The organism is Flavicella sp. IMCC45668, assembly GCF_057219105.1.
Window position 1 is genome coordinate 753,170 of sequence record NZ_CM170114.1, and the last position, 25,909, is coordinate 779,078.

A 25,909-nucleotide genomic window follows, 5' to 3' on the forward strand; every position below is an offset into this window, starting at 1 on the left:
GTATAAAAGCCACCAGATTTAAACCCACTCACCCCGTTTAAGTCGTCTTTTTTTCTTATCTTATAGTGATGAAAAAAAATAAAAAAACCGTAACAGTTAGCATCACAAATCATAGAAAAGAGCGAGTTTATTCTTTAAAATTTAGCTATGATCGTGATTTAATAGAAATCTGTAAAGACTCAAAAGCTAGGTGGAGTGCTACGAAAGAATTTTGGTATTATCCCACAAGTCTTATGGATATGGATAGGCTACGGCATTTGTTTGAAAACGAAGCACATTTAGATATAAATTCAAACGATGTATCTCTAAAATTAGGCTCCAAAGAAGTGCGCTTAAAAGATAAATTGAGTGCCAGTCAAAGAGATCATTTGAATCAATTTTATATATTCTTAAAAGGCAAACGTTTTAGTGAAAGTACCTTAAAGATTTATACTCATTTAATTGCGGAGTTTATATTGCTAAAAAGAGAGGATCAGCCGATTGATGCCAAAGCGATAGAAGCGCATTCAGAAACGGTAATGGCTGCTAAGAAAAGGGCTATAAGTACACACCGGCAATTTATTAGTGCCATGAAGCACTATTTGTATTTTATTGGGTCTGATATAGAGTTGGAATTTCAAGAATTTGCTCCACGAAAAGACAAACGTTTACCACAAGTATTGTCACATAATGAGGTGATTGAATTGATACGAGTAACCAAAAATTTAAAACACAGAATTTGCATTGCGCTTATATATTCTTCAGGCTTACGTATTGGGGAGTTGATTAGTTTACAATTGAAGGATTTAGATTTTGATCGAAAAATGCTAAAAGTTCAGAAGGGAAAAGGACGAAAGGATAGGTATGTTCCTATTGCGGAAGTGATGTTACCGTTATTACATAATTACATGAACACTTATGAACCTGTAAATTATTTAATAGAAGGAACAGAGAAAGGCAGTCCATATTCTCCTGTTTCTATACGTAGTTTTTTAAAAAGGAGTTGTGCCGCAGCGGGGATTATTAAAAAAGTTACACCCCATACGTTACGACATAGTTATGCCACTCATTTATTAGAAAACGGAACTGACATTAGGTATATACAAGTATTATTAGGCCACAGCAGACCAGAAACTACGATGATTTATACCCATGTACAAAGTCAAGATTTAAAAAAGATTACAAATCCATTAGATTTAATTGTAAAACAGTTAGAGCAGCGAAAAAAAATTAATTAGTTTTACCAAAAACAACACATCATATACATCGTTATCCCGTTACTGAAACTGATAAACGATGTATTTATGAAACATATAACTAGTTGGCAATAATAAAAAAAATGAAAACAATTAATTTACTTTGGACAGGAGGATGGGATTCGACATATAGAATATTACAACTTTTTAAAAAAGAAGTCATTATTCAACCATATTATCTTCTAGACAATCGGAACTCTGAAAAACAAGAACTACAAGCAATAAATACAATAACTAGAATAATAAAAAAACACTCAGAAACAAATTGTATATTAAAGGAACTAATTACAGCTAAAGTTGTAGATATTCCAGAGGATTTTGAAATTACTAAATCATATAAAGATATATTAAAAACTGATTTTTTTGGAAGTCAATACGATTGGCTCGCTAGATTCTCTAAAAACATTGATCATTTAGAGTTAACAATTCATGAAGACGATAAAGCATGCTTAATTATTAACAAACACGGAGGAGTTAATAAAAAAAATAATACTTATAAAGGGGAGTATTTTGAATTAAACACTTCGATTTCATCAACTAACTTAATTAATGTTTTCGGAAACTACCATTTCCCACTACTGAAAATAACTAAATTAGAAATGAAAAAAAATGCTGAGAATAGTGGATTGATTGACATTATGAATAAAACTTGGTTTTGTCATAACCCCTTAAAAAATAAACCTTGTGGAAAATGCAATCCTTGTCTTTATACGATAGAGGAAGGTCTAGAGTATAGGTTTTCTAAAAAAATAAGATTAAAATATAAGAAAAAAAAAATAATAGAATTCTTTAAAACCATTTTGAATACAAAAACTAACCAATAATACTATTGCCAACACCGTATATAAAAAATTGCTGTACTCCTACTCTGTTGAAAATTTCAGTACTTTGATAAAAAACAAAATAATATGAAAAATTTCGTTTCAAAAAACGCAACTTTTCATATACAAAAACGTTGTAAGTCATTAAAAAAAAACAATGAAAAATAATCGATTTAGAACAGAATTCATAACCGAATTAAATATTGACAAAGAAAAATTCAAAGAGAACTTAACTCAGGATTTTGAAGAATCAAATATTGATTTTTTCTCGGAATTCAATAAAACTCTGAGTTTAAAAAAATTAAATAAACCATTAATTGGAATACTTGAAAACGACTCGTTTAAGCTGAAAAGAAATACATCAATGAGTAGTTTATCTTATGCTACCGCAACAGCTCATGGAAAAATTTATGATTCAAAAAATGGAATTGTAATAGAAACAAAAATAAAAGGATTTGACTACAAATTCATACCGCTTTATGCATTTTTAGGAATTGTTTTCATTATTTCGCTTATAGGTATGTTTGATAATCTTGAATTTATAGTAGGAACTATTTTTAGTTCTGGAGTCTTCTTATTTTCTCGAAACAACATGCTGAAAGATTTAAGAAAATTAAAGGACGAATTGATAAAGACATTTAATAGAAACAACACTTGAAGAAACGCCATACAACACCGGCTATAATAAATTGCTACACTCCTATTCGCATTCAAAATTATTTTTCTAAATTACGGTCTTATAAAAGTTATGAAACTCGAGGTACGCAGTTTTAAAACACTCATAATGTTTTGGCTCAAGTACTGGTCGGTTCGGTTCGCCAAAACAGGTCGTTTTAAAACTGCCAACCGCAACTTATCATAGCCAAAAACGTTGGGCAAAACGGCGGACTTTACACGAAAGTCCTACACACAGTTAATTAGAAGTTGTTTAGTTGCCTTCACCAGTACCGAAAATTTACTCTGAAAATATTCTGGAATTTTAATCATCTGTACTTTTAAAATTCTCTTGATTTTAGTTTCTTGCGTTGTGAATCTTTTACAAAAGAATATTCCTTATGAAATAGTACGAATTACCATTTCTTGTAAAAAAATCATGAATTATGGAATAGTGTGAATCCTCAGCACGAATGAGAATTTTTACGCAAGAAAATACTCAGACTTTTAGCTACTTGCGGAATGAAAATATGTATCTGGAAATATTTTTTATCATGAAAACGAAAATTATGTAAACACGAAAGAATTCTTACTCAGTACGAAACTAAGCTGTGTGTCCGCAATGCCCAACACCGCATAAAGCCAATGTGGGAAATAGAAAAAATTTGAAAATTATTTATTATTTAAAAACGTTCGCTTAAACTTATTACCTATTTTTAATCACAAATTAAAAAATAAAAAAGTTTAAGCTAAGTGCTAGGTTGAAAATCCATGGATTTTAAAACTCCCACACTGCCCTTATGCAAAAACGTTGTATGTAATTTAAGAACATCCCAAAAAAAAACTATGAAATATCTATTATCTCTTTTTCTATCCTTGTTTTGTACAATTTTATTTAGTCAAGAAAATATAAAACCCAAATATGTTATTATTGCTAATCATAAAATTATCTCAGAGAAAAAATTAAAAGAATTTTCTAAAAATGGAAAAGTAAAAAATATTTTCAAAGGTGTTTCTGAAGAGTTTAGAACTAAACTCTATAATGAGTTTGGTGAAATAATTGGAGAGAAAGAATCAATAATGATGGTTAATTTATTTCCCGAAAAACAAAAAAAAACGAGCAAGACTATTATAACGACTGAGAGAAAAGACAGAGGATATGTCTTAAACATTGGAGACAAAGCAGAAGACTTTACAGTCGATATGCTTACGGGAAAAGATATTAAACTATCTGACCTGAAAGGTAAAGTAATATTACTAAACTTTTGGACAACATGGTGTGCTCCTTGTATGTCGGAGTTCCAAGAAATCCCTAAAAAAATTATAGAACAGTTTAAAGATAAGGACTTCGTTTTTATTCCTATTTCTCGAGGTGAAAATGAGTCAGTTGTTCAACTTAAAATGTTAAAATTAAAAGAAAAAGGTATTGATTTTAATGTTGGCCTAGATCCAGATAAAACTATATGGGATAAATATGCACGTAAATATATTCCTAAGAATTATATAATTGACCAAAATGGAATTATTAAATACGTTTCATCTGGTAAATCATCAGAAAGTGTAGATAATCTGGCCAAACAAATAGAGAAATTATTGAAATAATAAAACTACATACAACACCGTATAAAATTAATGTGGGTTTTTATGGTTTTCCCTAAGTTTTGGTTTATTTCTAAAGTCCGCTTAAACTTATTTATCTATTTTTAGGTCGACAAAAATAAAAACATAAAATAAGTATAAGCTTAGTGGCTCGGCTGACAAAATAAAGTTTGTCTACCTCCCACACTAATCTTATACAAAACCGTTGTAAAACATTAGGAGAAAAATGAAAATAATACTTTATTCTACAATTATCCTAATAATTTTGTTCAGCTGTGAAAAAAAAGAAAAAAAATATTATTATCCCAGTATAGAAGAATATAACAAGATTAAAAGTATAGACACTTTATCAATTGAGAAATTTGAAAGTTTCAAAGAAATTAAAGATACTATTTGGTCTTTCATAAATAAATTTGAAAAAAGTAATCTTGTATTTATTATTAGAAATAATCGTAATGTGTTCCATTTAAAAACTGTGGATTTGAATTATGGTTGCTTTAGTCCAGGAGGATTAGTGAAGAATAAGAACCTACTCGGAATTTCAAAAGATTCTATTTACAAACAAAATAAATACTACCCCATCGATAGCCTGAGAAACATATTGGAAAAAGATTTATTGAATAATAGAACAGACAATAAGTTTGCCGAAAGTCCAGAAAAATTAACAATCCGATTTTTAAAACCTAATACTGAATCCATAAAAGATTTAAAATCAACTCTAATATTATTATTTAAAACGTATAATAAAATAAATAATAAGACAAAAGACAAACTACTATTAAATATTGATTTTTCAAAATTTGGAATAAATAGAATGATTCCTCCTCCTCCACTTTCAGTTAATAAATTTCCGAATAATAAGAATTAAACGTTTTACAACACCGTATAAATTTAATGTGGGTTTTTATGGTTTTCTCAAAGTTTCTGGTCTCTTTATAATCTCACTTACACATATTTGATTATTTTTAGGTCGACTAAGATAAAAACACTAAATATGTATAAGCTTAGTGCTAGGCTGAAAATCTATCGATTTCCAACTCCCACACTAACTTTATACAAAAACGTTGGGCAAAATAATTATGAAGGAAAAAACTAGTGATCTCACACTAAAAATATCCGCCTTTTCGGAGATTCCCAATTTTGAAACGGACGAATGTATTGATTGGTCAAAAGAAATGATTGAACTCGGATACACATCAAATTCTTTAATGGTTATGAGCGAATTAAACAAACCAACAAATTATTTTGAAATTGTTGAGCTCCTTGAGAAAACCTTTAACGAATTAAACTTAAAATTTACCACGGGAAATGAAGCCCTGATTTCATATTCATTATTCTTAATTAAGAAAATTTCTGAATCTAAAAACATTAAAGAAAACTTAGGAATACTTATGAATATAAACATTGAAAAATCTACTGAAAACATGGTTTTTGATTTTTTTCTTCTTTATTGGGCATGGAATGACTTGGAGTATGGAAATACTAGACAAGAATATTGGAAAGGTGCTACACTTAATAATATCAAAAAGATTTCAATCGAAACTGCAAATGATTTTATAAATAAAAATAAGTTTACTTTGCCCAACACCGTATAAGGTTAATGTGGGTTTTTATGATTTCCCAAAAGTTTTGGTTTATTTATAAAGTCCGCTTAAACTTATTTATCTATTTTTAGGTCGACAAAGATAAAAACATAAAATAAGTAAAAGCTTAGTGGCTCGGCTGACAAAATAAAGTTTGTCTACCTCCCACACTAATCTTATACAAAAACGTTGCCCACAATTATGAAAAACGTCTTTTCGATAATAATATCACTACTGATTGGACATTCTGTTTTTGGGCAGAAAACGCCAATATCATTCGTGAATAATGGAAGAGTAAAAGATAGTTCTTCAACCGGAATTGATTGGGATGACCGGATTAGCGAAATAACTCTTACATCACAAACCGAATTTGAATTTCGGAGTTTCCCAATGCATTCAAGTTGCCTGACTTGGAGAGAATACAATGGAACTTGGAAAAAGAAAAATGACACACTTATTTTTTCTGACCATTATGAAGTTGTAGAAGAAGATGCACGATTTACATTCTCTACCAAAAATAAGAGTAAACAATTTCAACTTGATTTTAAAACAGACAAAAACTCAAAATTATCTGAAAAAAATATTGAAATTCAATTCGTTTACGATTATAATGCGAACCTAAAGGATATTAAGCGCAAAATGGAATTAGATAATAATTTTAGTTTAAAAATTCATTTCAATGACATTCCTAACCTGAAAAAATTAGCATCAATTAGATATGAATATTTTCTACCAAATGGTGAAAAAAGATATGGTTATATAACAGAAAATCAAACTGTAAATAAAAAAGAAAGTGACCTTCCAAATCAAATCGGAATTATACTAGTTGAGAAACCCGAAAAAGAAATTATTTACAGAGTTACAAAAGCGATTTTAATACATGATAAAATCAAAATAATCTCGAAAGAGAAAAGTAAATCTGATTTACTCGATTATACTGGAGAAATTAAATTTAAAGAGTTTTATGAAAAACTGAAGACCGAATAACTGCGGGCAACACCGTATAAAATTAATGTGGGTTTTTATGACTTAGCCAAAGTTTTGGTTTATTTATAAAGTCCGCTTAAACTTATTTATCTATTTTTAGGTCGACAAGATAAAAACACAAAATAAGTATAAGCTCAGTGGCTCGGCTGACAAAATAAAATTTGTCTACCTCCCACACTAATCTTATACAAAACCGTTGCCAACAATACTGAAAAATGAATATTGTCTATAAAAAAACCATTCTGTTAATTATTGTTCTAATAATCTTATCAATATTTTGTGTTTGGATATTTACAAGTCCGGCCATTTTAGTCAGATTCAATCTAACTGAGACATCAAATATTGGTGGAACAATTGGAGGACTTACATCTCCTATATTGGGAATAATAAGTGTTATGTTTTTGTATTTAACTCTTAATAAGCAAATAGACGGAATCAAAGATCAACAAATCAAGAATGAAAGCGACTTAATATTCTTGATGTTAAATCAACTAAATACTGAATATAATCAGATTTATTATTATAATATTAAGGAGAAAGACAAACCTAAACTATATGGATATGAAGCACTCACTGAGTATAGTGAGACAGTTAATAAATTTTATATGGTGAATTCTGAAAAAAAATTCAGTGAATATGACATGTCACAAAACATAATATTGGTCGTTCGTTCATTTAAACTAATCGAAGAAAGAATTAAATTATCCAACGTAAATGAGAACTTTAAAAATTTGTTTTCAAAGAAACTTGAAACATTTTATCAATGTAAACTTGAAAACTCATTTTTTAAACTAATAGATTTATTCAATAGAGTTCCTGCTCTAAATGATGAATACACAAAAGAAATTATTGAATTTTATAAATACAATTCTGAAAAAGTAAAGTAGGCAACACCGTATAAAATTAATGTGGGTTTTTATGGTTTGCCCAAAGTTTTGGTTTATTTATAAAGTCCGCTTAAACTTATTTATCTATTTTTAGGTCGACAAGAATAAAAACACAAAATAAGTATAAGCTCAGTGGCTCGGCTGACAAAATAGAGTTTGTCTACCTCCCACACTAATCTTATACAAAAACGTTGGCAACAAGCAAAAAACTGTACGCTGAAAAATTGAAACTTTGAAAAAAATTAAAATCCTTACAATTATTCTTCATTCATTAATTCTTATTGGAATTGGGCACGGAATAATATTTTTAATCGTTTTTGATTTTGGAAGTATTCCTGCTTTATTTATGAATAAAATTGAATATAATCTGAATGCTGATTATGGCGATAAATTAATGCTTGTTGGACTTATTTCTATAATTGGAAAAACCACGTTGATCTTTAGCTTTTTCTTAAAATCAAAACGGAATAAAATCTTGGCTGAAATAATCGGAATTTTACTCTTGTGGATTTCTGTGTGTTTTTTAACATCAGGAAATTGGAATTATAATTCGTTATATGAATTTTCATTTTGGTCGAGTATTCCGTTCTTAATTTCATCTGTAATTTTGACAATTTTAATTGTTCAGAAAATTTACACAAAAGGAGAACCAAATATTGAATTAGATGAAAACTAAAAAAGCCAGTTGCCAACACCGTATAAAATTAATGTGGGTTTTTATGGTTTGCCCAAAGTTTTGGTTTATTTATAAAGTCCGCTTAAACTTATTTATCTATTTTTAGGTCGACAAGAATAAAAACATAAAATAAGTATAAGCTCAGTGGCTCGGCTGACAAAATAAAGTTTGTCTACCTCCCACACTAATCTTATACAAAAACGTTACCCACAATTGAAAACGAAAATTTTAATCCTATTTTTTATACTGACCTCAATAGAGATTTTCAGCTGTTCTTGTCCAAAATTTAGGGGCTCTGAAACAAGTTGGGCGGGATTTAAACATGCGATGAATTATACTACTCATACCGTTTTGGTAGAGAAAATTAAAACGACCTCGGAGAAAATAATTTTTCGAGTAGTAAAAGACTTTAAAGACAGTTACTCATATGATGAATTGACAATTCTTAAAGGGGATTCATCTTTATCATGTACTGTTGATACTGATGACTTAGATACTGGCAATAAATGGTTGTTTAATTTATTTGACTTAAAGGGAGATAATAAAGAATTTCATTTATCCATTTGCTTTGAGAGTGCGCTAGATGTTTCTCATGATTCAATAATCGGAGCAATTAATTCTAATGATTCTTCAGATACAAAACATTGGAGCAAACATCAGATTGAGAAAGAATTGGGAATTGACCTAAATTCGGATTCAAATATTTATTATATAATTATACTATTATTAATAATTGGATTGATAATAAAAAAAACTGTGGGTAACACCGTATAAAGTCAATGTGGGTTTTATGGTTTACTCCAAAGGTTTGTGTCTTTTTACTATGTCACTTCTACTTATTTAAGTATTTTTAGGTCGACAATGATAAAAACACAAAATAAGTATAAGCTTCGTGCTAGGGCGAAAAGTCCACGGACATTTTCTCCCACACAAACCTTATACAAAAACGTTGGGGTTAATTAAAATCATGAGATATAAATTTATCACTTTAGGACTTTCTATACTATTTTGGACTCATTTAACAGCTCAAAAAAATGAATCATTTAATACTAATATTCATGATAGTTACAATATAAAATTTGGAGTCCCTTTAAAAATCACTAAAAATTATACTTTTTACAACAAGAATAATACTGAGTATCAAAAATCAATTATTACTTATTCTAAAAAATTAGATACAATTTCTGAAAAGAGATATAAAAATGGTGAATTTAACGCGGAGTTAGTATTCATTTTTAATAAAAACAGAAATTTAATTTACAGGTCTTTTAAAAATAAGAACTCAATATCTGGATGGAGATATAAATCTACAAAGTATAAATATGATAATACTGGAAGAATTGAGACCAGAACCATGGACCAAAACGGGAATTTAATTGATTTAGAAATTATCGAAAATGACTCATTAAAAAACAAAACTTTATCAAAATTATACAACTCTAAAAATCAGCTTGTAGGCTATGAAACTACAGACTACTTTTATACCGAAAACACGAAAGTTTGGAAAGTTTACAATGGAGCTGGCAAAATGATAAATCAATCAACTACCCAAATAATAAAAAACAAAATTTCCGAAAAATCTAGTACTAATAAATATAATGACTTTGGAGATTGCATACTTTATCCCAGAAATTGGAATGAAAATGATAACGTTTTCTATCAAGTAGAATATAAATATGATAAATTAGGAAATTGGGTAGAAAAAAAGACCTTCACATTGAACAAAATAAACGGAGAATTAAAAAATAGAAAAATCTATAAAAAGTTCAAAAGAAAGATAAAATATAGGAAATAAACTAACCCCAACACCGTATAAAATTAATGTGGGTTTTCATGGTTTTCCAAAAGTTTCGGTTTATTTATAAAGTCCGCTTAAACTTATTTAGCTATTTTTAGATCGACAAAAATAAAAACACAAAATAAGTATAAGCTCAGTGGCTCGGCTGACAAAATAAAGTTTGTCTACCTCCCACACTAATCTTATACAAAAACGTTGGCAGTAAGTTTAAAAACAAAAATATGACAGCAAAAGAATTTCGAAAAAAAGTAGATGAATCAGAGTTCAAAGATTTATTTAATGAAGTTATATTTGAAATAAATTATCAACACATTTCTTACAAAAACGAAATAAAGGGTTTGAAGGCTGTTTTTAATTTCATTTCTAGAGAAGTTGACAACTGGAATAAAAACGGAGAATTACTGCCAAAGAATTTAACTGTATCGAAGGAATATTACAAAAGACTCAAATCAAGTTTATTAGATTTAGTTAATAACAATCATACTGAACATAATATCAAGTATAAGCTACAAACTCTTATAACGGACATTCAATCACCTAAATATAGTGGTAAGTTTTTATTTACTAGTACTTGTCCTGAGAGTATATTTTTAAAGGAGTTACATCTCGAAAATGAAAATTGGACCGATGGAGCGTATGCCTATTTAACAGGGCAAGCAATAAATGCAAACCAAATAAATCCATTTACGGGATATCTAAGAGCATATGAGTTTAAGTTTCAAGACACAAATAAACTAACTAAAAGAAGAAGTACAGAACGTAGTAGTATTAGTTTAATCAAGAATTCATTCGATAAATATACAGCTGACTCAGAAATCAGTCTTAATTCAATATTAGAGGATTCTGAAAATAAATTAAAGACGCAAACTGAAGAAATAGATAAACTCAAAGAATTAAAAGACGATAATTTTGAAAAATGGTTTGAAGAAAAATCTAAAAAATTTGATAAGTTCTATGAAAATTCAAATACAAGTATTGAAAACAATGAGAAACTCTATTCTGAAAAATTAAAATTAGAAGCCCCAGCAAAATACTGGAATGAGCGATCAATTAAGTTAAAAAAAGAAGGTAATAAATTTCTAGAAGTATTGATAGCGTTGATATTAATTACAGCAGGTTCATTATTTATTCTGCTTTGGCAAGTTCCTGATGGGATTTTCCTTAAAATATTTAAAGGTAATGTTAGTGCTATCAAATGGACTATTATTTACATTTCATTTTTATCAATAATGGCTTTTGGAATTAAAATATTTGCTAAGCTAACATTCAGTTCTTTTCATTTATCAAGAGATTCTGAAGAGAGAGAACAGTTGACGTACGTTTACCTTGCTTTGAAAAAAGACAGTAATGTAACGGAAAGTGATAGACAAATGATTTTGCAGTCATTATTCAGTCGAGCTGATACTGGTCTTCTAAAGGAGGATTCTTCTCCTTCTATGCCGAGTAGTACAATTATAGAAAAATTTGTAAGGTAAACACCTACTGCCAACACCGTATAAAATTAATGTGGGTTTTTATGGTTTTCCTAAAGTTTTGGTTTATTTATAAAGTCCGCTTAAACTTATTTATCTATTTTTAGGTCGACAAGATAAAAACACAAAATAAGTATAAGCTCAGTGCCTCGGCTGACAATTCACGAATTGTCAAACTCCCACACTAACTTTATACAAAAACGTTGGGCAAAACGGCGGACTTTATACAAAAGTCCTACTCACAGTTTATTAGAAGTTGTTTAGTTGCATTCCCCAGTACCGAAAATTTACTCTGAAAATATTTAGGAATTTTAATCATGTGAACTTATTAAATTCTCTCGATTTTAGTTTCTTACGTTGTGAATCTTTTACAAAAGAATATTCCTTATGAAATAGTACGAATTATCATTTCTTGTAAAAAAATCATGAATTATGGAATAGTGTGAATGCTCAACACGAATGAGAATTTTTACGCAAGAAAATACTCAGACTTTTAGCTACTTGCGGAATGAAAATATGTATCTGGAAATATTTTTTATCATGAAAACGAAAATTATGTAAACACGAAAGAATTCTTACTCAGTACGAAACTAAGCTGTGTGCCCGCAATGCCCAACACCGCATAAAGGCAATGTGGGAAATAGAAAAAAGTTGAAAATTTATTTTTATTTACAACGTACGCTTAAACTTATTCCCTATTTTTAAACTCAATTAAAAAATAAAAAAAAGTTTAAGCTCAGTGTTAGTTTGAAAATCCACGGATTTTAAAACCCCACAATGGCCTTATGCAAAAACGTTGGCAATAATAAAAAAAATGAAAACAATTAATTTACTTTGGACAGGAGGATGGGATTCGACATATAGAATATTACAACTTTTTAAAAAAGAAGTCATTATTCAACCATATTATCTTCTAGACAATCGGAACTCTGAAAAACAAGAACTACAAGCAATAAATACAATAACTAGAATAATAAAAAAACACTCAGAAACAAATTGTATATTAAAGGAACTAATTACAGCTAAAGTTGTAGATATTCCAGAGGATTTTGAAATTACTAAATCATATAAAGATATATTAAAAACTGATTTTTTTGGAAGTCAATACGATTGGCTCGCTAGATTCTCTAAAAACATTGATCATTTAGAGTTAACAATTCATGAAGACGATAAAGCATGCTTAATTATTAACAAACACGGAGGAGTTAATAAAAAAAATAATACTTATAAAGGGGAGTATTTTGAATTAAACACTTCGATTTCATCAACTAACTTAATTAATGTTTTCGGAAACTACCATTTCCCACTACTGAAAATAACTAAATTAGAAATGAAAAAAAATGCTGAGAATAGTGGATTGATTGACATTATGAATAAAACTTGGTTTTGTCATAACCCCTTAAAAAATAAACCTTGTGGAAAATGCAATCCTTGTCTTTATACGATAGAGGAAGGTCTAGAGTATAGGTTTTCTAAAAAAATAAGATTAAAATATAAGAAAAAAAAAATAATAGAATTCTTTAAAACCATTTTGAATACAAAAACTAACCAATAATACTATTGCCAACACCGTATATAAAAAATTGCTGTACTCCTACTCTGTTGAAAATTTCAGTACTTTGATAAAAAACAAAATAATATGAAAAATTTCGTTTCAAAAAACGCAACTTTTCATATACAAAAACGTTGTAACACATTTAACCGTACTAAATAAATTGCTAAAAATGAATGAAATTGAATTGCTAAAAGAACTTATAGAAGCGAAAAGAATTGCACACGACCTAAAATTAAGAATTGAGATTTGGACTAATGTTGAGGAAAGAGTTCGTTTTGCTCAAGAATTGGAAAGTATTAACCTACAAATTGATAACCTAGAGTCTCAAATAGTTCAAGTTGAGGATAAACAATATAGTAGACAAGCAAAGAGAAGTATGATTGACCAACTCGAACACTATATAACTGAAATTAACAAAGCAAATCCACGTTTAAATCTTTCACGAAATCAAGGACTGATTATGGACAACGAATTATTTTCTGGAATTGTGAGAGATATAAATTACTTGATTATTGACCAGGTTTTTGCAATTCATATTCCAGCATATTTAAAATATACAACTGACCCCGAAGATTCAGTTAGCATTCCTGAATTGACTACCTTTTTACGGAATGAGATTAATATTTTAAGAGGAATTGAATCACCTAATTATCTATTACTTTGGCAATATAAAGACGAATTAATTGAGCGTATCAGAGCACAATTCATTGAATAAAAAACGTGTTACAACACCGTATAAAATTAATGTGGGTTTTTAGTTTTGACCCAAAGTTTTGTGTTTGTTTATTATGTCCGCTTAAACTTATTTAGCTATTTTTAGGTCGACAAAGAAAAAAACACAAAATAAGTATAAGCTCAGTGGCTAGGTTGACAAAATAAAGTTTGTCTACCTCCCACACTAATCTTATACAAAAACGTTGTGCATAATATTGATCAACCTAAATCAGATATGAAAAAATATACAATTTTATATTTAACAATACTATTAATTGGAATTAAAGTGAATGCTCAAGAATTGACTTGTGCGGATTTTAAAACTGGAAAATTTATTATACCGACAAGTGAGGAATTAAAAAAATACACAGTAAGTACTAAAGACAGTATAATGAAATTCAATACAGAAAGAGATTCTACTATTAATAAATGGTTAGTAATACGAAAAGAAAAAAACCAAACCGAATGGAAAAATGGAATTGAGAACGGAAATCCAACTTATGAAATTATTGAATGGATTGATGATTGTACTTATCGTTTAACTTACGACTCTTCTAAAGGAGAAATGGACGAAATGACAAAATATGTAAATGATAATAATGGAATTGTTGTTTCTAAAACAAAAATTGAAGGTAAATGTATGTATTACGAAGCAGTTATGACAACTAGCGACGGACAAAAAATTTCGCAGGACGGAATAATATGCAAAGAATAAAAATACTATGCACAACACCGTATAAAATTAATGTGGGTTTTTATAGTTTAGCTCAAAGTTTTGGTTTATTTATAAAGTCCGCTTAAACTTATTTCTCTATTTTTAGCTCGAAAAAGATAAAAACACAAAATAAGTATAAGCTCAGTGGCTAGGCTGACAAAAAAAAGTTTGTCTACCTCCCACACTAACCTTATACAAAAACGTTACCAGCAATATGAAAAATGATTAATTCTAAAAATTACAATAATTACAAAGACACGGTTTCTATTATAATTAAATTTATAAAATCAGAAAACAAACTCATTAAAGAACTGTTTGAATCTCCAGGGACTGACCCTATTGAAAATCTAAAGAAGTTAGAATTAAAGAGTGATAAAATAAAATTTAACAGTTTAAAAATAATGCTTTCTGACCTTATTATTTGGTTAAAAGATTTCCCTCAAGAAAGTATAAAAAACCTAAACACGGAATTATTAAAAAATAACTTTAACACGATTGAATTACTCACGAATGAACTAAAAAAAATTGATTTAAAAGTATTAGAAAGAGGATATATAAAAAACAATAATGAATATTATATTATCAAAAATGTCGTCGAGTATAAATCAGATTTAAAATTAAGAGAGTTATTAATCGATTACGAATTGAAATAAATAGCTGTGAAAGAAACATCAAGGAAATCCTTCATGAAAATTACCATTCCTATTTTCTCCATAGTTCTAATTCTTATTCAACTAAGCCTATCAATAAATACTCATTTAAATCATATTGAGTCTATTAATATATTGAAATCAGACAATCCTGATCTTTATGAATTAATTTGTTTTGCAACTAAATACAATTCTTTCTTTCTATTTGTACTAATAATCGGATTATAAGAAATTTCACTAAAACCAATTACTATTAAATATCTATTTAGAATATTTTTAATTTTAATAATAGTCGGATTTAATTTCCCTCTATATATTCCCATAAAAGAGTTTTCATCCGGAGTATATAATACCGCTTGGTTTACAAGCATTATAATTTTAATTCTTATAAGAATACGAATAGGAAAATATAGTTATTCGAAGAAAATTGATAAACTGAATGAAAACAGCAGGTAACACCGTATAAAATTAATGTGGGTTTTTATGGTTTTCCTAAAGTTTTGGTTTATTTATAAAGTCCGCTTAAACTTATTTATCTATTTTTAGGTCGACAAAGAAAAAAACATAAAATAAGTATAAGCTCAGTGGCTCGGCTGACAAAATAAAGTTTGTCTACCTCCCACACTAATCTTATACAAAAACGTTGTGTATCACGGTGGAATTTCCGCTGAAATTCTAACTCACAGTATATTTCAGAAAATCATTATGCGCTTCCGAGTTCGGAAAATTTTGGTTGAAAAATTATTTTTTATTCTAAATTCCATTTGGACTTTCTTTCGGAATTCACAATATGAATCGACATTGGAATCTGGAAAGAAATACTCTGAATTTTCACTCAACTCTAAAAAGTTATACTCCGAATGTTTACTCAATTCTGAATACTTTTACTTTGAATTATTTTACAAGACAAAGCGACTCTCCTACTCTGAAAATTTACTTGGAACTTAAAGTTTTATGCACAACATAAAAATATTTTTAATAAGAATCTAATGCAAGTAATACACGGAAAAAAATTGTACGAACGAATTGCCACTCAGACGAAAACTCACTGTGAGTCCGCAAAACACAACACCGCATAAAGCCAATGTGGGAAATCTCAAAAAGTTAAAAATTTATTTTTATTTACACCATACGCTTAAACTTATTCCTTATTTTTAAACTGAATTAAAAAATAAAAAAGTTTAAGCTAAGTGCTAGGTTGAAAATCCACGGATTTTAAAACCCCACACTGCCCTTATGCAAAAACGTTGTGTATCACGGTGGAATTTCCGCTGAAATTCTAACTCACAGTATATTTCAGAAAATCATAATGCGCTTCCGAGTTCGGAAAATCTTGGTTGGAAAATTATTTTTTATTCTAAATTCCAATTGGACTTTCTTTCGGAATTCACAATATGAATCGCCACTCAGATCTGGAGAAAAACACTCTGAATTATCACTCAACTCTGAAAAGCTATAAACCGAATGTTTACTCAATTCTGAATACTTTTACTTTGAATTATTTCACAAAACAAAGCGACTCTTCTACTCTGAAAATTTACTTGCGACTTAAAATTTTATGTGGAACGAAAAAATATTTTTAATTAGAATAGTTCTACAATGCATCCCCAGGAAAAACTTGTAAGAAAGAATTGCCACTCAGACGAAAACTCACTGTGAGTCCGTAAAACACAACACCGCATAAAGCCAATGTGGGAAATAGAAAAAAACTGAAAATTATTTATTATTTAAAAACGTTCGCTTAAACTTATTCCCTATTTTTAATCACAAATTAAAAAATAAAAAAGTTTAAGCTAAGTGCTAGGTTGAAAATCCACGGATTTTAAAACTCCCACACTGCCCTTATACAAAACCGTTGGGGTATATTAGAAAAAATGAATATAAAAATCACATCCATACTATTAATCTTAACCTTATTATTTCTTGGATTAATATATGGACTCCCCATTGAAGTAAGAATTCAGCCAGCATATAGAATTTTTCATTTAGGAGCCTCAATACTAATCGGAGTAACATTTTTTATATTAATTCTGATTGGATCGAAAATAAAACAAAAAAAATTAAAAGCTATATTACTTAGTCTTATAGGAATTACAGCTTTCCCCTTTGTTTGGGTAGGAATTTGGAATTTATCAAACTCTGCAAAAGACTTAGCTTTGCGAGATATATCCGAATATAAAAATGAAAACGGAGAAATTATAGTTAAACAATATCTAGAATTAAGTGGTTCAATTCATCATTATCAAAATAGAAAAATATTACATGACTTTAAAAACGGTATCCGGATTTCATATTTATACCCTGACAAAAACATAAATGGTATTTGGGAATATCACTCTTATGATTTTGAAAACGGATTTATTTCACAAAGAGACACTACTTATATTTCGGAATTTAAGAATGGGCGCGAGATAAAATAAACATACCCCAACACCGGCTATAATAAATTGCTTTGCTCCTATTCGCATTCAAAATTATTTTTCTAAATTACCGTCTTATAAAAGCTATGAAATTCAAGGTATGCAGTTTTAAAACACTCATAATGTTTTGGCTCAAGTACTGGTCGGTTCGGTTCGCCAAAACGGGTCGTTTTAAAAATGCCAACCGCAACTTATCATAGCCAAAAACGTTGTGTATCACGGTGGAATTTCCGCTGAAATTCTAACTCACAGTATATTTCAGAAAATCATTATGCGCTTCCGAATTCGGAAAATTTTGATAGAAAAATTATTTTTTATTCTAAATTCCATTTGGACTTTCTTTCGGAATTCACAGTATGAATCGACATTGGAATCTGGAAAGAAATACTCTGAATTATCACTCAACTCTAAAAAGTTATACTCCGAATGTTTACTCAATTCTGAATACTTTTACTTTGAATTATTTTACAAGACAAAGCGACTCTCCTACTCTGAAAATTTACTTGCGACTTAAAGTTTTATGCGAAATCGAGAAATATTTTTAACGAGAATTAGTTCTACAATTCATAAAAAGAAAAAAAATGTACGAAGGAATTGCCACTCAGACGAAAACTCACTGTGAGTCCGCAAAACACAACACCGCATAAAGCCAATGTGGGAAATAGAAAAAAATTGAAAATTTATTTTTATTTACACCATACGCTTAAACTTATTCCCTATTTTTAAACTGAATAAAAAAATAAAAAGTTTAAGCTAAGTGCTAGGTTGAAAATTCACGGATTTTAAAACCCCACACTGCCCTTATGCAAAAACGTTAGCAAAAATAACATGAATATAAAAATTCCAACCATTATATTAAGCATCTGTATTTTAGTAAGTTGCTCAACAACAAAAAAAATTGAATCTAAGGACAAAACTCTGCCCACTTCAGAATTGAAATTTTCTAAAGTAGAAACTCAGAAAAAATCAGAATATTCAAAATATAAATCAATGAATCTTTCAGAATTGAATAACGAGAAAGATAAACTTGCCAAACAATTAAGTTATTTAAAATTAGAATATTATTTAGAAAATATAAAACAAGGAAAGAGTCGATATTCTTTGGCAACTCAAAAAGACAAAAATCTTCTCTGGATTATGCGCCAATCACCTAATTATAAAACACTACATAAACAGTGGAGGGATGCGGTAGAAGAATATATCGCCTTTGAAGATGAATATTCACCTGAAATAAAGAAACATCGAAGTTTAAATTACAAAAACAAAGAAAAATCTTTAAGTAACAGAAAAGCATATAACGATATATACCTGCCTCTTAGGGAAGAGTTAAAACATAGGGAATATGAAAAATTTACATATTATGAAAAAAACTTCTCAGACAAACTGGGTGAAATGTGGTATGACGGTGGTGAATACTTATTAAACTTTCATAAAACTAAAAATTTGGAAGTTCCAACAGACTGGTTAAGTGAAAAAGACTTATTTGGCATAGAGAGATATTCAAATTATAAAGAATTAATAAAACAATCTAAATTTATCAACAAAGAGATTTCAAAAAAATAACTTTTGCTAACACCGTATAAAATTAATGTGGGTTTTTATGGTTTAACCCAAAGTTTTGGTTTATTTACCAAGTTCGCTTAAACTTATTTATCTATTTTTAAGTCGACAAGATAAAAACACAAAATAAGTATAAGCTTGTGGCTCGGTAGACAATTCACGAATTGTCAAACTCCCAAACTAATCTTATACAAAAACGTTGTGTATCACGGTGGAATTTCCGCTGAAATTCTAACTCACAGTATATTTCAGGAATTCATAATGCGCTTCCAAGTTCGGAAAATTTTGGTTGAAATATTATTTTTTATTCCAAATTCCATTTGGACTTTCTTTCGGAATTCACAATATGAATCGACACTCAGATCTTGAAAAACACTCTGAATTATCACTCAACTCTAAAAAGTTATACTCCGAATGTTTACTCAATTCTGAATAATTTTAATTATCCTACAAAACAGTGCGACTCTCCTACTCCGAATATTTACTTGCGACTTAAAGTTTTATGCGAAATCGAGAAATATTTTTAACGAGAATTAGTTCTACAATGCATCGACAGGAAAAATTTGTACGAACGAATTGCCACTCAGACGAAAACTCACTGTGAGTCCGCAAAACACAACACCGCATAAAGCCAATGTGGGAAATAGAAAAAAATTGAAAATTATTTATTATTTAAAAACGTTCACTTAAACTTATTCTCTATTTTTAATCACAAATTAAAAAATAAAAAAGTTTAAGCTAAGTGCTAGGTTGAAAATTTACGAATTTTAAAACCCCACACTGCTCTTATGCAAAAACGTTGGGCAAAACGGCGGACTTTATACAAAAGTCCTACTCACAGTTTATTAGAAGTTTTTTAGTTGCATTCCCCAGTACCGAAAATTTACTCTGAAAATATTTAGGAATTTTAATCATGTGAACTTATTAAATTCTCTCGATTTTAGTTTCTTACGTTGTGAATCTTTTACAAAAGAATATTCCTTATGAAATAGTACGAATTATCATTTCTTGTAAAAAAATCATGAATTATGGAATAGTGTGAATGCTCAACACGAATGAGAATTTTTACGCAAGAAAATACTCAGACTTTTAGTTACTTGCGGAATGAAAATATGTATCTGGAAATATTTTATATCATGAAAACGAAAATTATGTAAACACGAAAGAATTCTTACTCAGTACGAAACTAAGCTGTGTGCCCGCAATGCCCAACACCGCATAAAGGCAATGTGGGAAATCTCAAAAAGTTGAAAATTTATTTTTATTTACAACGTCCGCTTAAACTTATTCCCTATTTTTAAACTCAATTAAAAAATAAAAAAAAGTTTAAGCTCAGTGTTAGTTTGAAAATCCACGGATTTTAAAACCCCACACTAACCTTATACAAAAACGTTGTAAGTAATGCCTGAAAATCATAATCTGAATAAAAAATTATATTTTAGGGAAATGCAAACCGTTGATGAAATACTAAAAATAAAAAATGTAAAAAACACAGCTGTAAGAACTGTAGTTTTACGCCACCTTTTAAACCAAGAAAAGGCACAGTCACTAAAAGACATCGAAAACGCATTAGTTTATACAGACAGAAGTTCTATTTTTCGAACTTTAAAAACATTTGAGGACAATAAAGTTATACACAGTATAGAAGATGGTTCTGGTATGATAAAATATGCTGTTTGTGCCAAAGGCTGTAATTGTGACCCAAAAGACTTACACTACCATTTTTATTGTAATAATTGCGACAAAACATTTTGTCTTTTTGACGTTCCTTTTCAAAACATCGAACTTCCCGAAAACTTCAAAATACAACAAGCTAATATGGTTGTTAAAGGATTGTGTAACAACTGTAACAAATAATCTTTGCAATCGAGTTGCACCATATGATAATTACATTTGTAATATCATTAAAACGATATTATGAAACTTTATACTTCAATACCAAAAGAATTAAAACCTTATTTCAATACAGAATTAGAAAAATACAGAACTGAAAGTATATCTGGAAATTTAATAAATGCTTGGAATCATTTAGAACGCGCTCATATAATCGGACAGAAATATCCGTATACACATACGCTAGTACATTGGAAAATGCTAAAATTTGGATTTAAAATCAAAAGCGGAGAAGAAATATTTGGTCAGATTCCAAGACTAATTTTTGGAGGTATTAAATCCTTTGTTGGGAAAATTCCTATTGGTAATCCAGGAGGAGCCAATGTTCCTCCTCTAAAATCATTTCCAATAGAAAAGGAATTACGAGATATTTTTACAAACTCTAGAGTCTAATTCTAACAACTATGAAAAAAACAACATTTGAAATAACTAAAATGGACTGTCCTTCTGAGGAAAACCTCATTCGAATGAAATTGGACGGAATTTCAAGCATTGCGAATTTGGACTTTGATATTCCTAACCGAATATTGACCGTTTTTCACAACGGAGAAATTGACCAAATAGAAAAGTCTGTTTTCGAACTGAATTTAGGTGGAAAGAAAATTTCAACGGAACAAACCGACCAAACAGAATTTAAAGAAAACGAAAATCAGAAAAAACTACTTTGGTCTGTACTTGTCATAAATTTTGCTTTTTTCGTTATCGAAATGACGACAGGAATTATCTCAAAGTCAATGGGGCTTGTTGCCGACAGTTTGGATATGCTTGCGGACAGTTTTGTGTATGGAATTAGTTTGTTTGCGGTTGGCGGAACATTAATCAAGAAAAATCGGATTGCAAAACTTGCCGGATATTTTCAAATAGTACTTGCGATTATTGGATTTGTAGAAGTTTTAAGAAGATTTTTCGGAAACGAGAAACATCCCGATTTTTCAACAATGATTATCGTTTCGATTTTTGCACTTATCGCTAACGGAATTTGTCTTTATATTTTGCAAAAGTCAAAGAGCAAAGAAGAGGCACATATGAAAGCGAGTTTGATTTTCACCTCGAATGACGTGATTATAAATTTAGGAGTAATAATTGCAGGAATTTTGGTAAATTGGTTGAGTTCGAGTAAACCTGATTTGATTATCGGAACAATCGTTTTTGCGTTGGTAATTCAAGGAGCATTTCGGATTTTGAAATTAAGTAAGTGAACGAAAAAAACACTACTTACAACACCGTATAAAATTAATGTGGGTTTTTATGGTTTAACCCAAAGTTTTGGTTTATTTGTAAAGTCCGCTTAAACTTATTTGTCTATTTTTAGGTCGACAAGATAAAAACAGAAAATAAGTATAAGCTCAGTGGATCGCCTGACAAAATAAAGTTTGTCTACCCTCCCACACTAATCTTATACAAAAACGTTGTAAGTAATTACTATGAAAAAAAAAATTAAGTATATAGTTATTGCACTATCATCTGTGATAATATTATTTTTTGGCTACAAGTATTTTAGTATAAAAATAAAAATGTATTTGTTATCTGAACATGTCGTTTATTGGAACCCAAACGTAATAATAAAATCTAAAGATTTTTTAAAAACACCTAATAGCAACAACTCAAGTAATGTTTGGTCTTATCATGCAATTGTATTAGAATCTACAGGATTAAAAAATGCCAATGCAAAAGCATACTTTGATAAAGACAAATCTTGGATTAAAGATTCATTAGATTCTAACTTGGAAAAAGATTTAATATCGCAAAAAATAATATTTGATTTATACGAAGTATATGCCAGAAAATTCAACAAGAGAATTGATTTAATAAGAGAAAATAAAGAAACATCCTTTTCAGAATTAAACTTAATAGGAAAAGACATTTATAATAAAGTGTTAATAGAACAAAATGAATTTTATAATTCAAAATTACCAGTAGAAGAAAAAAATAAAATATGGCGAGAACTCGTTGATAAAATGCTAAATGAAGAAAATGTGAATTCAGAAAATGACATTTAAAGACCTAAGATTATTGGAACAATGAAAACTCAAAAAATGATGGTTGGAAACTTAGCCATGATGAATGATATAAAAAATGCTACGAATAAAATAATAGTTCAATGTGATAATTGAGAACACGGAGAAGAAATCATTGAGAGAATAAAAAACGCTAAATTTGGAAATATACTTCACTTTTAAAAAACTACTTACAACACCGTATAAAATTAATGTGGGTTTTTATGGTTTTCCTAAAGTTTTGGTTTATTTATAAAGTCCGCTTAAACTTATTTATCTATTTTTAGGTCGACAAAGATAAAAACATAAAATAAGTATAAGCTCAGTGGCTCGGCTGACAATCTATCGATAGTCTACCTCCCACACTAATCTTATACAAAAACGTTGGCACAAATTATGAAAAAACGACTTTCAATAATATCCTTTCTGTTTTTTGTAATTTCTACTTATTCCCAAAATAAGGAATTTAAATACCCTAATTTTATTGAGAAAAATCTGAATGAAATTGAAAATAATTCCGAATGGAAAATATTACAAAAAGTTTCAGGAGATTTAAACAAAGATGAGTTTCAAGATTTCGTACTTATCCTAGAATCAAAGGATAGCGTTTTCGAAAAAAGATGCTCTCAATGCCATGTTTTAAAAAACAAAGCAAGAATAATTCTCGTTGCACTGACACAAAAAGAAAAAAATCAAGTAATCATTCAAAACAATAAATTCATTGCTCGAGGAGACGAAGGAAGAATGGCTAACTACATTGAGCCAGAATTATCTATAGAGAATGGTATTTTGAAAATATTTTATCAATTAACTAGATCAAATCAGTCCTATAGCTTCAAGTTAAATAATAACAGAATGGAAATTGTTATGGCTGAAAGTAACGGAGTGAATTCAGCAAGTGGAAAATTCTCAAGTAAAAAAATCGACTTTGTGAAAAATATTCTGACATCAGAATCTGGACATATCTCTGAAGAAAAAACAGAGACTAAGAATAAAACTTTTAAAGTAAAACCAAAGTCACTTTCTGAATTCAACGAAATGTACGATTGGGAAATAATCGAAAATCAATATTTGTAATAAACTTGTGCCAACACCGTATAAAATTAATGTGGGTTTTTATGGTTTTCCCAAAGTTTTGGTTTATTTATAAAGTCCGCTTAAACTTATTTATCTATTTTTAGATCGAAAAAGAAAAAAACACAAAATAAGTATAAGCTCAGTGGCTCGGTTGACAAAATAAAGTTTGTCTACCTCCCACACTAATCTTATACAAAAACGTTGCCAACCATTACCCATCAGAATCCGATAAATTCCTTGGGCTAAAGAGAAAAAAAACTCTAAAATGTTTATTAAAATTGGTAGATTTGACCCAAATATAATTAACTGAATAACAAAACTTGACATTAGACAAGATAAAAAGAAGCATACGATATTGTGATAACTGTTTTTTTAAAATATTTCAAAAATATAACATCCCAAAAAATGATTTTATGGTGTTATTTAGTTTGGTATCTAACAATTATAAGCATATACTTTGAAGCTTCACTAAAATTATGGGCTAGCTCTATAGGAATTTCACTTATCATCGGGTTTGCCCTAATACTATCCACTATTCAACAAGGCATAAAGCAAAATATTTGGGTAAAAATTAGACTTTTTTTGTTCCCTTTCTGTGTTTCTAGTTATTCAGCTACAATAAAAGATTATGATTTCATTCTATTATTTCCTAGTAATTTCTTACACTTATCTATTTCAATACTGAATTGCTTATTGTTTTTATTTCCAATTTGGTGCATAAAAACTTTCTATAGACCATAAGATACCCAATAAATTGAAATAACGGTTGGCAACAAGGGCTATAATTAATACGGGTTTTGATGCTTAACCCAAAGTTTTGGTATATTTACTAAGTCCGCCAAATCTTTTGATTTGGCTTTAATAAAGAAAAGATAAAACAAAATAAAAAAATTTGGCTAAGTGATTAATCGGAAATTCATTACTTTTAATTCCCGTACTAACCATAGCCGAGACGTTGCCAACAATAAGGAAAATTTGCAGATGATTCATAATTGGTGTATTTTTACATCAAAACTAAAATTATGGCAAGACAAAGTATTTCATTCACACAACCGAACGACGAATGGTTAAAATCTCAAGTAGATAATCATGAGTATTCCAGTAAAAGTGAGCTTGTGAACGACTTAATAAGACAAGCGCGAAAACAACAAAAACAAATTGATTGGATAAGTTCTAAGCTGGAAAAAGCTGAGAATAGTGGCTTTACGAATGACAGCAAAGAACAGATCTTAGCTCAATCAAAATCTTTACTTAATGGCTAAATATAAGCTGAGTAATTCTGCGAAAGAAGACCTTATAAGAATTCACCATTTTGGAGTTAAGAAATTTGGAATGGCACAAGCCGACAAATATTTCGAATCATTTTTTGAATATTTTGAAATCATAGCTGAACGACCATTCTCTTTTGAATCGGTTGACTTTATAAAAGAAAATTATAGACGTTGTCCATGTGGTTCTGACAATATATATTACAGAGTTAATAATGAAATTGTGGAAATTATGAGTATTGTTGGACGTCAAGATTTGAAAAATATATTTTAAATTCCAAAATTACTGTAGGCAACACCGTATAAAATTAATGTGGGTTTTTATGGTTTATTCAAAGTTTCTGGCTT

At 29.2% G+C, this 25,909-nt stretch carries 26 protein-coding genes; 25 read left to right on the forward strand and 1 reads right to left on the reverse strand.

What is annotated here, in order from left to right:
- Nucleotides 1-68 precede the first annotated feature (68 nt).
- The 16 genes from xerA to AC2DZ0_RS03545 all read left to right on the forward strand — a co-directional run bounded on the left by xerA (nucleotide 69) and on the right by AC2DZ0_RS03545 (nucleotide 15,349).
- Nucleotides 69-1,217: a site-specific tyrosine recombinase/integron integrase gene (xerA, locus tag AC2DZ0_RS03470; protein WP_484643689.1), complete on the forward strand. Its 1,149-nt coding sequence runs from the start codon at nucleotides 69-71 to the stop codon at nucleotides 1,215-1,217.
- A gap of 101 nt (nucleotides 1,218-1,318) precedes the next feature.
- Nucleotides 1,319-2,059, forward strand: coding sequence for a 7-cyano-7-deazaguanine synthase (locus AC2DZ0_RS03475; protein ID WP_484643691.1), 741 nt, complete (start codon nucleotides 1,319-1,321; stop codon nucleotides 2,057-2,059).
- Between the two features lie 154 nt (nucleotides 2,060-2,213).
- On the forward strand, nucleotides 2,214-2,714 hold the full coding sequence (locus AC2DZ0_RS03480; protein ID WP_484643693.1) for a hypothetical protein: 501 nt from the start codon (nucleotides 2,214-2,216) through the stop codon (nucleotides 2,712-2,714).
- An 842-nt stretch (nucleotides 2,715-3,556) separates the two neighbouring features.
- Entirely contained in the window at nucleotides 3,557-4,312 is a 756-nt protein-coding gene (locus AC2DZ0_RS03485) for a peroxiredoxin family protein (protein WP_484643695.1), read from the forward strand.
- Between the two features lie 223 nt (nucleotides 4,313-4,535).
- Complete coding sequence (locus tag AC2DZ0_RS03490; RefSeq protein WP_484643697.1) at nucleotides 4,536-5,177, forward strand: hypothetical protein; 642 nt, start codon at nucleotides 4,536-4,538, stop codon at nucleotides 5,175-5,177.
- Between the two features lie 211 nt (nucleotides 5,178-5,388).
- Nucleotides 5,389-5,904, forward strand: a complete 516-nt coding sequence (locus AC2DZ0_RS03495) for a hypothetical protein (protein WP_484643698.1) — start codon at nucleotides 5,389-5,391, stop codon at nucleotides 5,902-5,904.
- 189 nt (nucleotides 5,905-6,093) lie between these two features.
- The gene (locus AC2DZ0_RS03500; RefSeq protein ID WP_484643699.1) at nucleotides 6,094-6,879 is read left to right on the forward strand and encodes a hypothetical protein; all 786 of its coding nucleotides are present in this window, start codon (nucleotides 6,094-6,096) and stop codon (nucleotides 6,877-6,879) included.
- Nucleotides 6,880-7,274: 395 nt separating this feature from the next.
- Complete coding sequence (locus AC2DZ0_RS03505) at nucleotides 7,275-7,766, forward strand: hypothetical protein (protein WP_484643701.1); 492 nt, start codon at nucleotides 7,275-7,277, stop codon at nucleotides 7,764-7,766.
- Nucleotides 7,767-7,998: 232 nt separating this feature from the next.
- Nucleotides 7,999-8,442, forward strand: coding sequence for a hypothetical protein (locus AC2DZ0_RS03510; RefSeq protein WP_484643703.1), 444 nt, complete (start codon nucleotides 7,999-8,001; stop codon nucleotides 8,440-8,442).
- A gap of 327 nt (nucleotides 8,443-8,769) precedes the next feature.
- A complete protein-coding gene (locus tag AC2DZ0_RS03515) occupies nucleotides 8,770-9,216 on the forward strand; it encodes a hypothetical protein (protein ID WP_484643704.1) in 447 nt (148 codons plus the stop codon).
- A gap of 193 nt (nucleotides 9,217-9,409) precedes the next feature.
- The gene (locus AC2DZ0_RS03520; RefSeq protein WP_484643705.1) at nucleotides 9,410-10,237 is read left to right on the forward strand and encodes a hypothetical protein; all 828 of its coding nucleotides are present in this window, start codon (nucleotides 9,410-9,412) and stop codon (nucleotides 10,235-10,237) included.
- Between the two features lie 224 nt (nucleotides 10,238-10,461).
- Nucleotides 10,462-11,715, forward strand: a complete 1,254-nt coding sequence (locus tag AC2DZ0_RS03525; protein ID WP_484643707.1) for a DUF6161 domain-containing protein — start codon at nucleotides 10,462-10,464, stop codon at nucleotides 11,713-11,715.
- A gap of 811 nt (nucleotides 11,716-12,526) precedes the next feature.
- Entirely contained in the window at nucleotides 12,527-13,267 is a 741-nt protein-coding gene (locus tag AC2DZ0_RS03530) for a 7-cyano-7-deazaguanine synthase (protein WP_484643691.1), read from the forward strand.
- Between the two features lie 169 nt (nucleotides 13,268-13,436).
- Complete coding sequence (locus AC2DZ0_RS03535; protein ID WP_484643708.1) at nucleotides 13,437-13,982, forward strand: hypothetical protein; 546 nt, start codon at nucleotides 13,437-13,439, stop codon at nucleotides 13,980-13,982.
- Between the two features lie 234 nt (nucleotides 13,983-14,216).
- Nucleotides 14,217-14,696, forward strand: coding sequence for a hypothetical protein (locus AC2DZ0_RS03540; protein ID WP_484643709.1), 480 nt, complete (start codon nucleotides 14,217-14,219; stop codon nucleotides 14,694-14,696).
- A gap of 221 nt (nucleotides 14,697-14,917) precedes the next feature.
- The gene (locus AC2DZ0_RS03545; RefSeq protein ID WP_484491701.1) at nucleotides 14,918-15,349 is read left to right on the forward strand and encodes a hypothetical protein; all 432 of its coding nucleotides are present in this window, start codon (nucleotides 14,918-14,920) and stop codon (nucleotides 15,347-15,349) included.
- A gap of 155 nt (nucleotides 15,350-15,504) precedes the next feature.
- Here AC2DZ0_RS03545 and AC2DZ0_RS03550 read toward each other — a convergent pair whose 3' ends face one another.
- Nucleotides 15,505-15,717 (reverse strand): hypothetical protein, encoded by a 213-nt coding sequence (locus AC2DZ0_RS03550; RefSeq protein WP_484643711.1) that lies wholly within the window; start codon nucleotides 15,715-15,717, stop codon nucleotides 15,505-15,507.
- Between the two features lie 1,503 nt (nucleotides 15,718-17,220).
- Between AC2DZ0_RS03550 and AC2DZ0_RS03555 the strand changes: the two genes are divergently transcribed.
- The 9 genes from AC2DZ0_RS03555 (at nucleotide 17,221) to AC2DZ0_RS03595 (ending at nucleotide 25,835) form a co-directional block, all read left to right on the forward strand.
- A complete protein-coding gene (locus AC2DZ0_RS03555) occupies nucleotides 17,221-17,766 on the forward strand; it encodes a hypothetical protein (RefSeq protein ID WP_484491671.1) in 546 nt (181 codons plus the stop codon).
- Nucleotides 17,767-18,594: 828 nt separating this feature from the next.
- On the forward strand, nucleotides 18,595-19,329 hold the full coding sequence (locus AC2DZ0_RS03560; protein WP_484643712.1) for a hypothetical protein: 735 nt from the start codon (nucleotides 18,595-18,597) through the stop codon (nucleotides 19,327-19,329).
- 1,398 nt (nucleotides 19,330-20,727) lie between these two features.
- The gene (locus AC2DZ0_RS03565; protein WP_484643713.1) at nucleotides 20,728-21,183 is read left to right on the forward strand and encodes a Fur family transcriptional regulator; all 456 of its coding nucleotides are present in this window, start codon (nucleotides 20,728-20,730) and stop codon (nucleotides 21,181-21,183) included.
- Between the two features lie 60 nt (nucleotides 21,184-21,243).
- Complete coding sequence (locus tag AC2DZ0_RS03570; protein ID WP_484643715.1) at nucleotides 21,244-21,612, forward strand: DUF3703 domain-containing protein; 369 nt, start codon at nucleotides 21,244-21,246, stop codon at nucleotides 21,610-21,612.
- 11 nt (nucleotides 21,613-21,623) lie between these two features.
- Nucleotides 21,624-22,418 carry a cation efflux transmembrane domain-containing protein gene (locus AC2DZ0_RS03575; protein ID WP_484643716.1) on the forward strand — a complete coding sequence of 265 codons (795 nt, stop codon included), beginning with the start codon at nucleotides 21,624-21,626 and terminating at the stop codon, nucleotides 22,416-22,418.
- A 225-nt stretch (nucleotides 22,419-22,643) separates the two neighbouring features.
- Nucleotides 22,644-23,219: a hypothetical protein gene (locus AC2DZ0_RS03580; RefSeq protein ID WP_484643718.1), complete on the forward strand. Its 576-nt coding sequence runs from the start codon at nucleotides 22,644-22,646 to the stop codon at nucleotides 23,217-23,219.
- 393 nt (nucleotides 23,220-23,612) lie between these two features.
- Nucleotides 23,613-24,293 (forward strand): hypothetical protein, encoded by a 681-nt coding sequence (locus AC2DZ0_RS03585; protein ID WP_484643720.1) that lies wholly within the window; start codon nucleotides 23,613-23,615, stop codon nucleotides 24,291-24,293.
- Between the two features lie 1,022 nt (nucleotides 24,294-25,315).
- On the forward strand, nucleotides 25,316-25,555 hold the full coding sequence (locus AC2DZ0_RS03590; RefSeq protein ID WP_484491655.1) for a ribbon-helix-helix domain-containing protein: 240 nt from the start codon (nucleotides 25,316-25,318) through the stop codon (nucleotides 25,553-25,555).
- Complete coding sequence (locus AC2DZ0_RS03595) at nucleotides 25,548-25,835, forward strand: type II toxin-antitoxin system RelE/ParE family toxin (protein ID WP_484491656.1); 288 nt, start codon at nucleotides 25,548-25,550, stop codon at nucleotides 25,833-25,835. Before AC2DZ0_RS03590 ends, AC2DZ0_RS03595 begins: the two co-directional genes overlap by 8 nt.
- The last annotated feature ends 74 nt before the right edge of the window (nucleotides 25,836-25,909 follow it).

Bases quoted from the DNA above. Each gene is read 5' to 3' on its own strand.
- AC2DZ0_RS03500 (WP_484643699.1), top strand. From the start codon at position 6,094: ATGAAAAACGTCTTTTCGATAATAATATCACTACTGATTGGACATTCT.
- AC2DZ0_RS03520 (WP_484643705.1), top strand. From the start codon at position 9,410: ATGAGATATAAATTTATCACTTTAGGACTTTCTATACTATTTTGGACT.
- AC2DZ0_RS03585 (WP_484643720.1), top strand. From the start codon at position 23,613: ATGAAAAAACGACTTTCAATAATATCCTTTCTGTTTTTTGTAATTTCT.
- AC2DZ0_RS03555 (WP_484491671.1), top strand. From the start codon at position 17,221: ATGAATATAAAAATCACATCCATACTATTAATCTTAACCTTATTATTT.
- AC2DZ0_RS03535 (WP_484643708.1), top strand. From the start codon at position 13,437: ATGAATGAAATTGAATTGCTAAAAGAACTTATAGAAGCGAAAAGAATT.
- AC2DZ0_RS03525 (WP_484643707.1), top strand. From the start codon at position 10,462: ATGACAGCAAAAGAATTTCGAAAAAAAGTAGATGAATCAGAGTTCAAA.
- AC2DZ0_RS03485 (WP_484643695.1), top strand. From the start codon at position 3,557: ATGAAATATCTATTATCTCTTTTTCTATCCTTGTTTTGTACAATTTTA.
- AC2DZ0_RS03495 (WP_484643698.1), top strand. From the start codon at position 5,389: ATGAAGGAAAAAACTAGTGATCTCACACTAAAAATATCCGCCTTTTCG.
- AC2DZ0_RS03530 (WP_484643691.1), top strand. From the start codon at position 12,527: ATGAAAACAATTAATTTACTTTGGACAGGAGGATGGGATTCGACATAT.
- AC2DZ0_RS03490 (WP_484643697.1), top strand. From the start codon at position 4,536: ATGAAAATAATACTTTATTCTACAATTATCCTAATAATTTTGTTCAGC.
- AC2DZ0_RS03545 (WP_484491701.1), top strand. From the start codon at position 14,918: ATGATTAATTCTAAAAATTACAATAATTACAAAGACACGGTTTCTATT.
- AC2DZ0_RS03480 (WP_484643693.1), top strand. From the start codon at position 2,214: ATGAAAAATAATCGATTTAGAACAGAATTCATAACCGAATTAAATATT.
- AC2DZ0_RS03475 (WP_484643691.1), top strand. From the start codon at position 1,319: ATGAAAACAATTAATTTACTTTGGACAGGAGGATGGGATTCGACATAT.
- AC2DZ0_RS03515 (WP_484643704.1), top strand. From the start codon at position 8,770: ATGAATTATACTACTCATACCGTTTTGGTAGAGAAAATTAAAACGACC.
- AC2DZ0_RS03550 (WP_484643711.1), bottom strand. From the start codon at position 15,717: ATGCTTGTAAACCAAGCGGTATTATATACTCCGGATGAAAACTCTTTT.
- xerA (WP_484643689.1), top strand. From the start codon at position 69: ATGAAAAAAAATAAAAAAACCGTAACAGTTAGCATCACAAATCATAGA.
- AC2DZ0_RS03505 (WP_484643701.1), top strand. From the start codon at position 7,275: ATGTTTTTGTATTTAACTCTTAATAAGCAAATAGACGGAATCAAAGAT.
- AC2DZ0_RS03565 (WP_484643713.1), top strand. From the start codon at position 20,728: ATGCCTGAAAATCATAATCTGAATAAAAAATTATATTTTAGGGAAATG.
- AC2DZ0_RS03595 (WP_484491656.1), top strand. From the start codon at position 25,548: ATGGCTAAATATAAGCTGAGTAATTCTGCGAAAGAAGACCTTATAAGA.
- AC2DZ0_RS03580 (WP_484643718.1), top strand. From the start codon at position 22,644: ATGAAAAAAAAAATTAAGTATATAGTTATTGCACTATCATCTGTGATA.
- AC2DZ0_RS03590 (WP_484491655.1), top strand. From the start codon at position 25,316: ATGGCAAGACAAAGTATTTCATTCACACAACCGAACGACGAATGGTTA.
- AC2DZ0_RS03575 (WP_484643716.1), top strand. From the start codon at position 21,624: ATGAAAAAAACAACATTTGAAATAACTAAAATGGACTGTCCTTCTGAG.
- AC2DZ0_RS03570 (WP_484643715.1), top strand. From the start codon at position 21,244: ATGAAACTTTATACTTCAATACCAAAAGAATTAAAACCTTATTTCAAT.
- AC2DZ0_RS03540 (WP_484643709.1), top strand. From the start codon at position 14,217: ATGAAAAAATATACAATTTTATATTTAACAATACTATTAATTGGAATT.
- AC2DZ0_RS03560 (WP_484643712.1), top strand. From the start codon at position 18,595: ATGAATATAAAAATTCCAACCATTATATTAAGCATCTGTATTTTAGTA.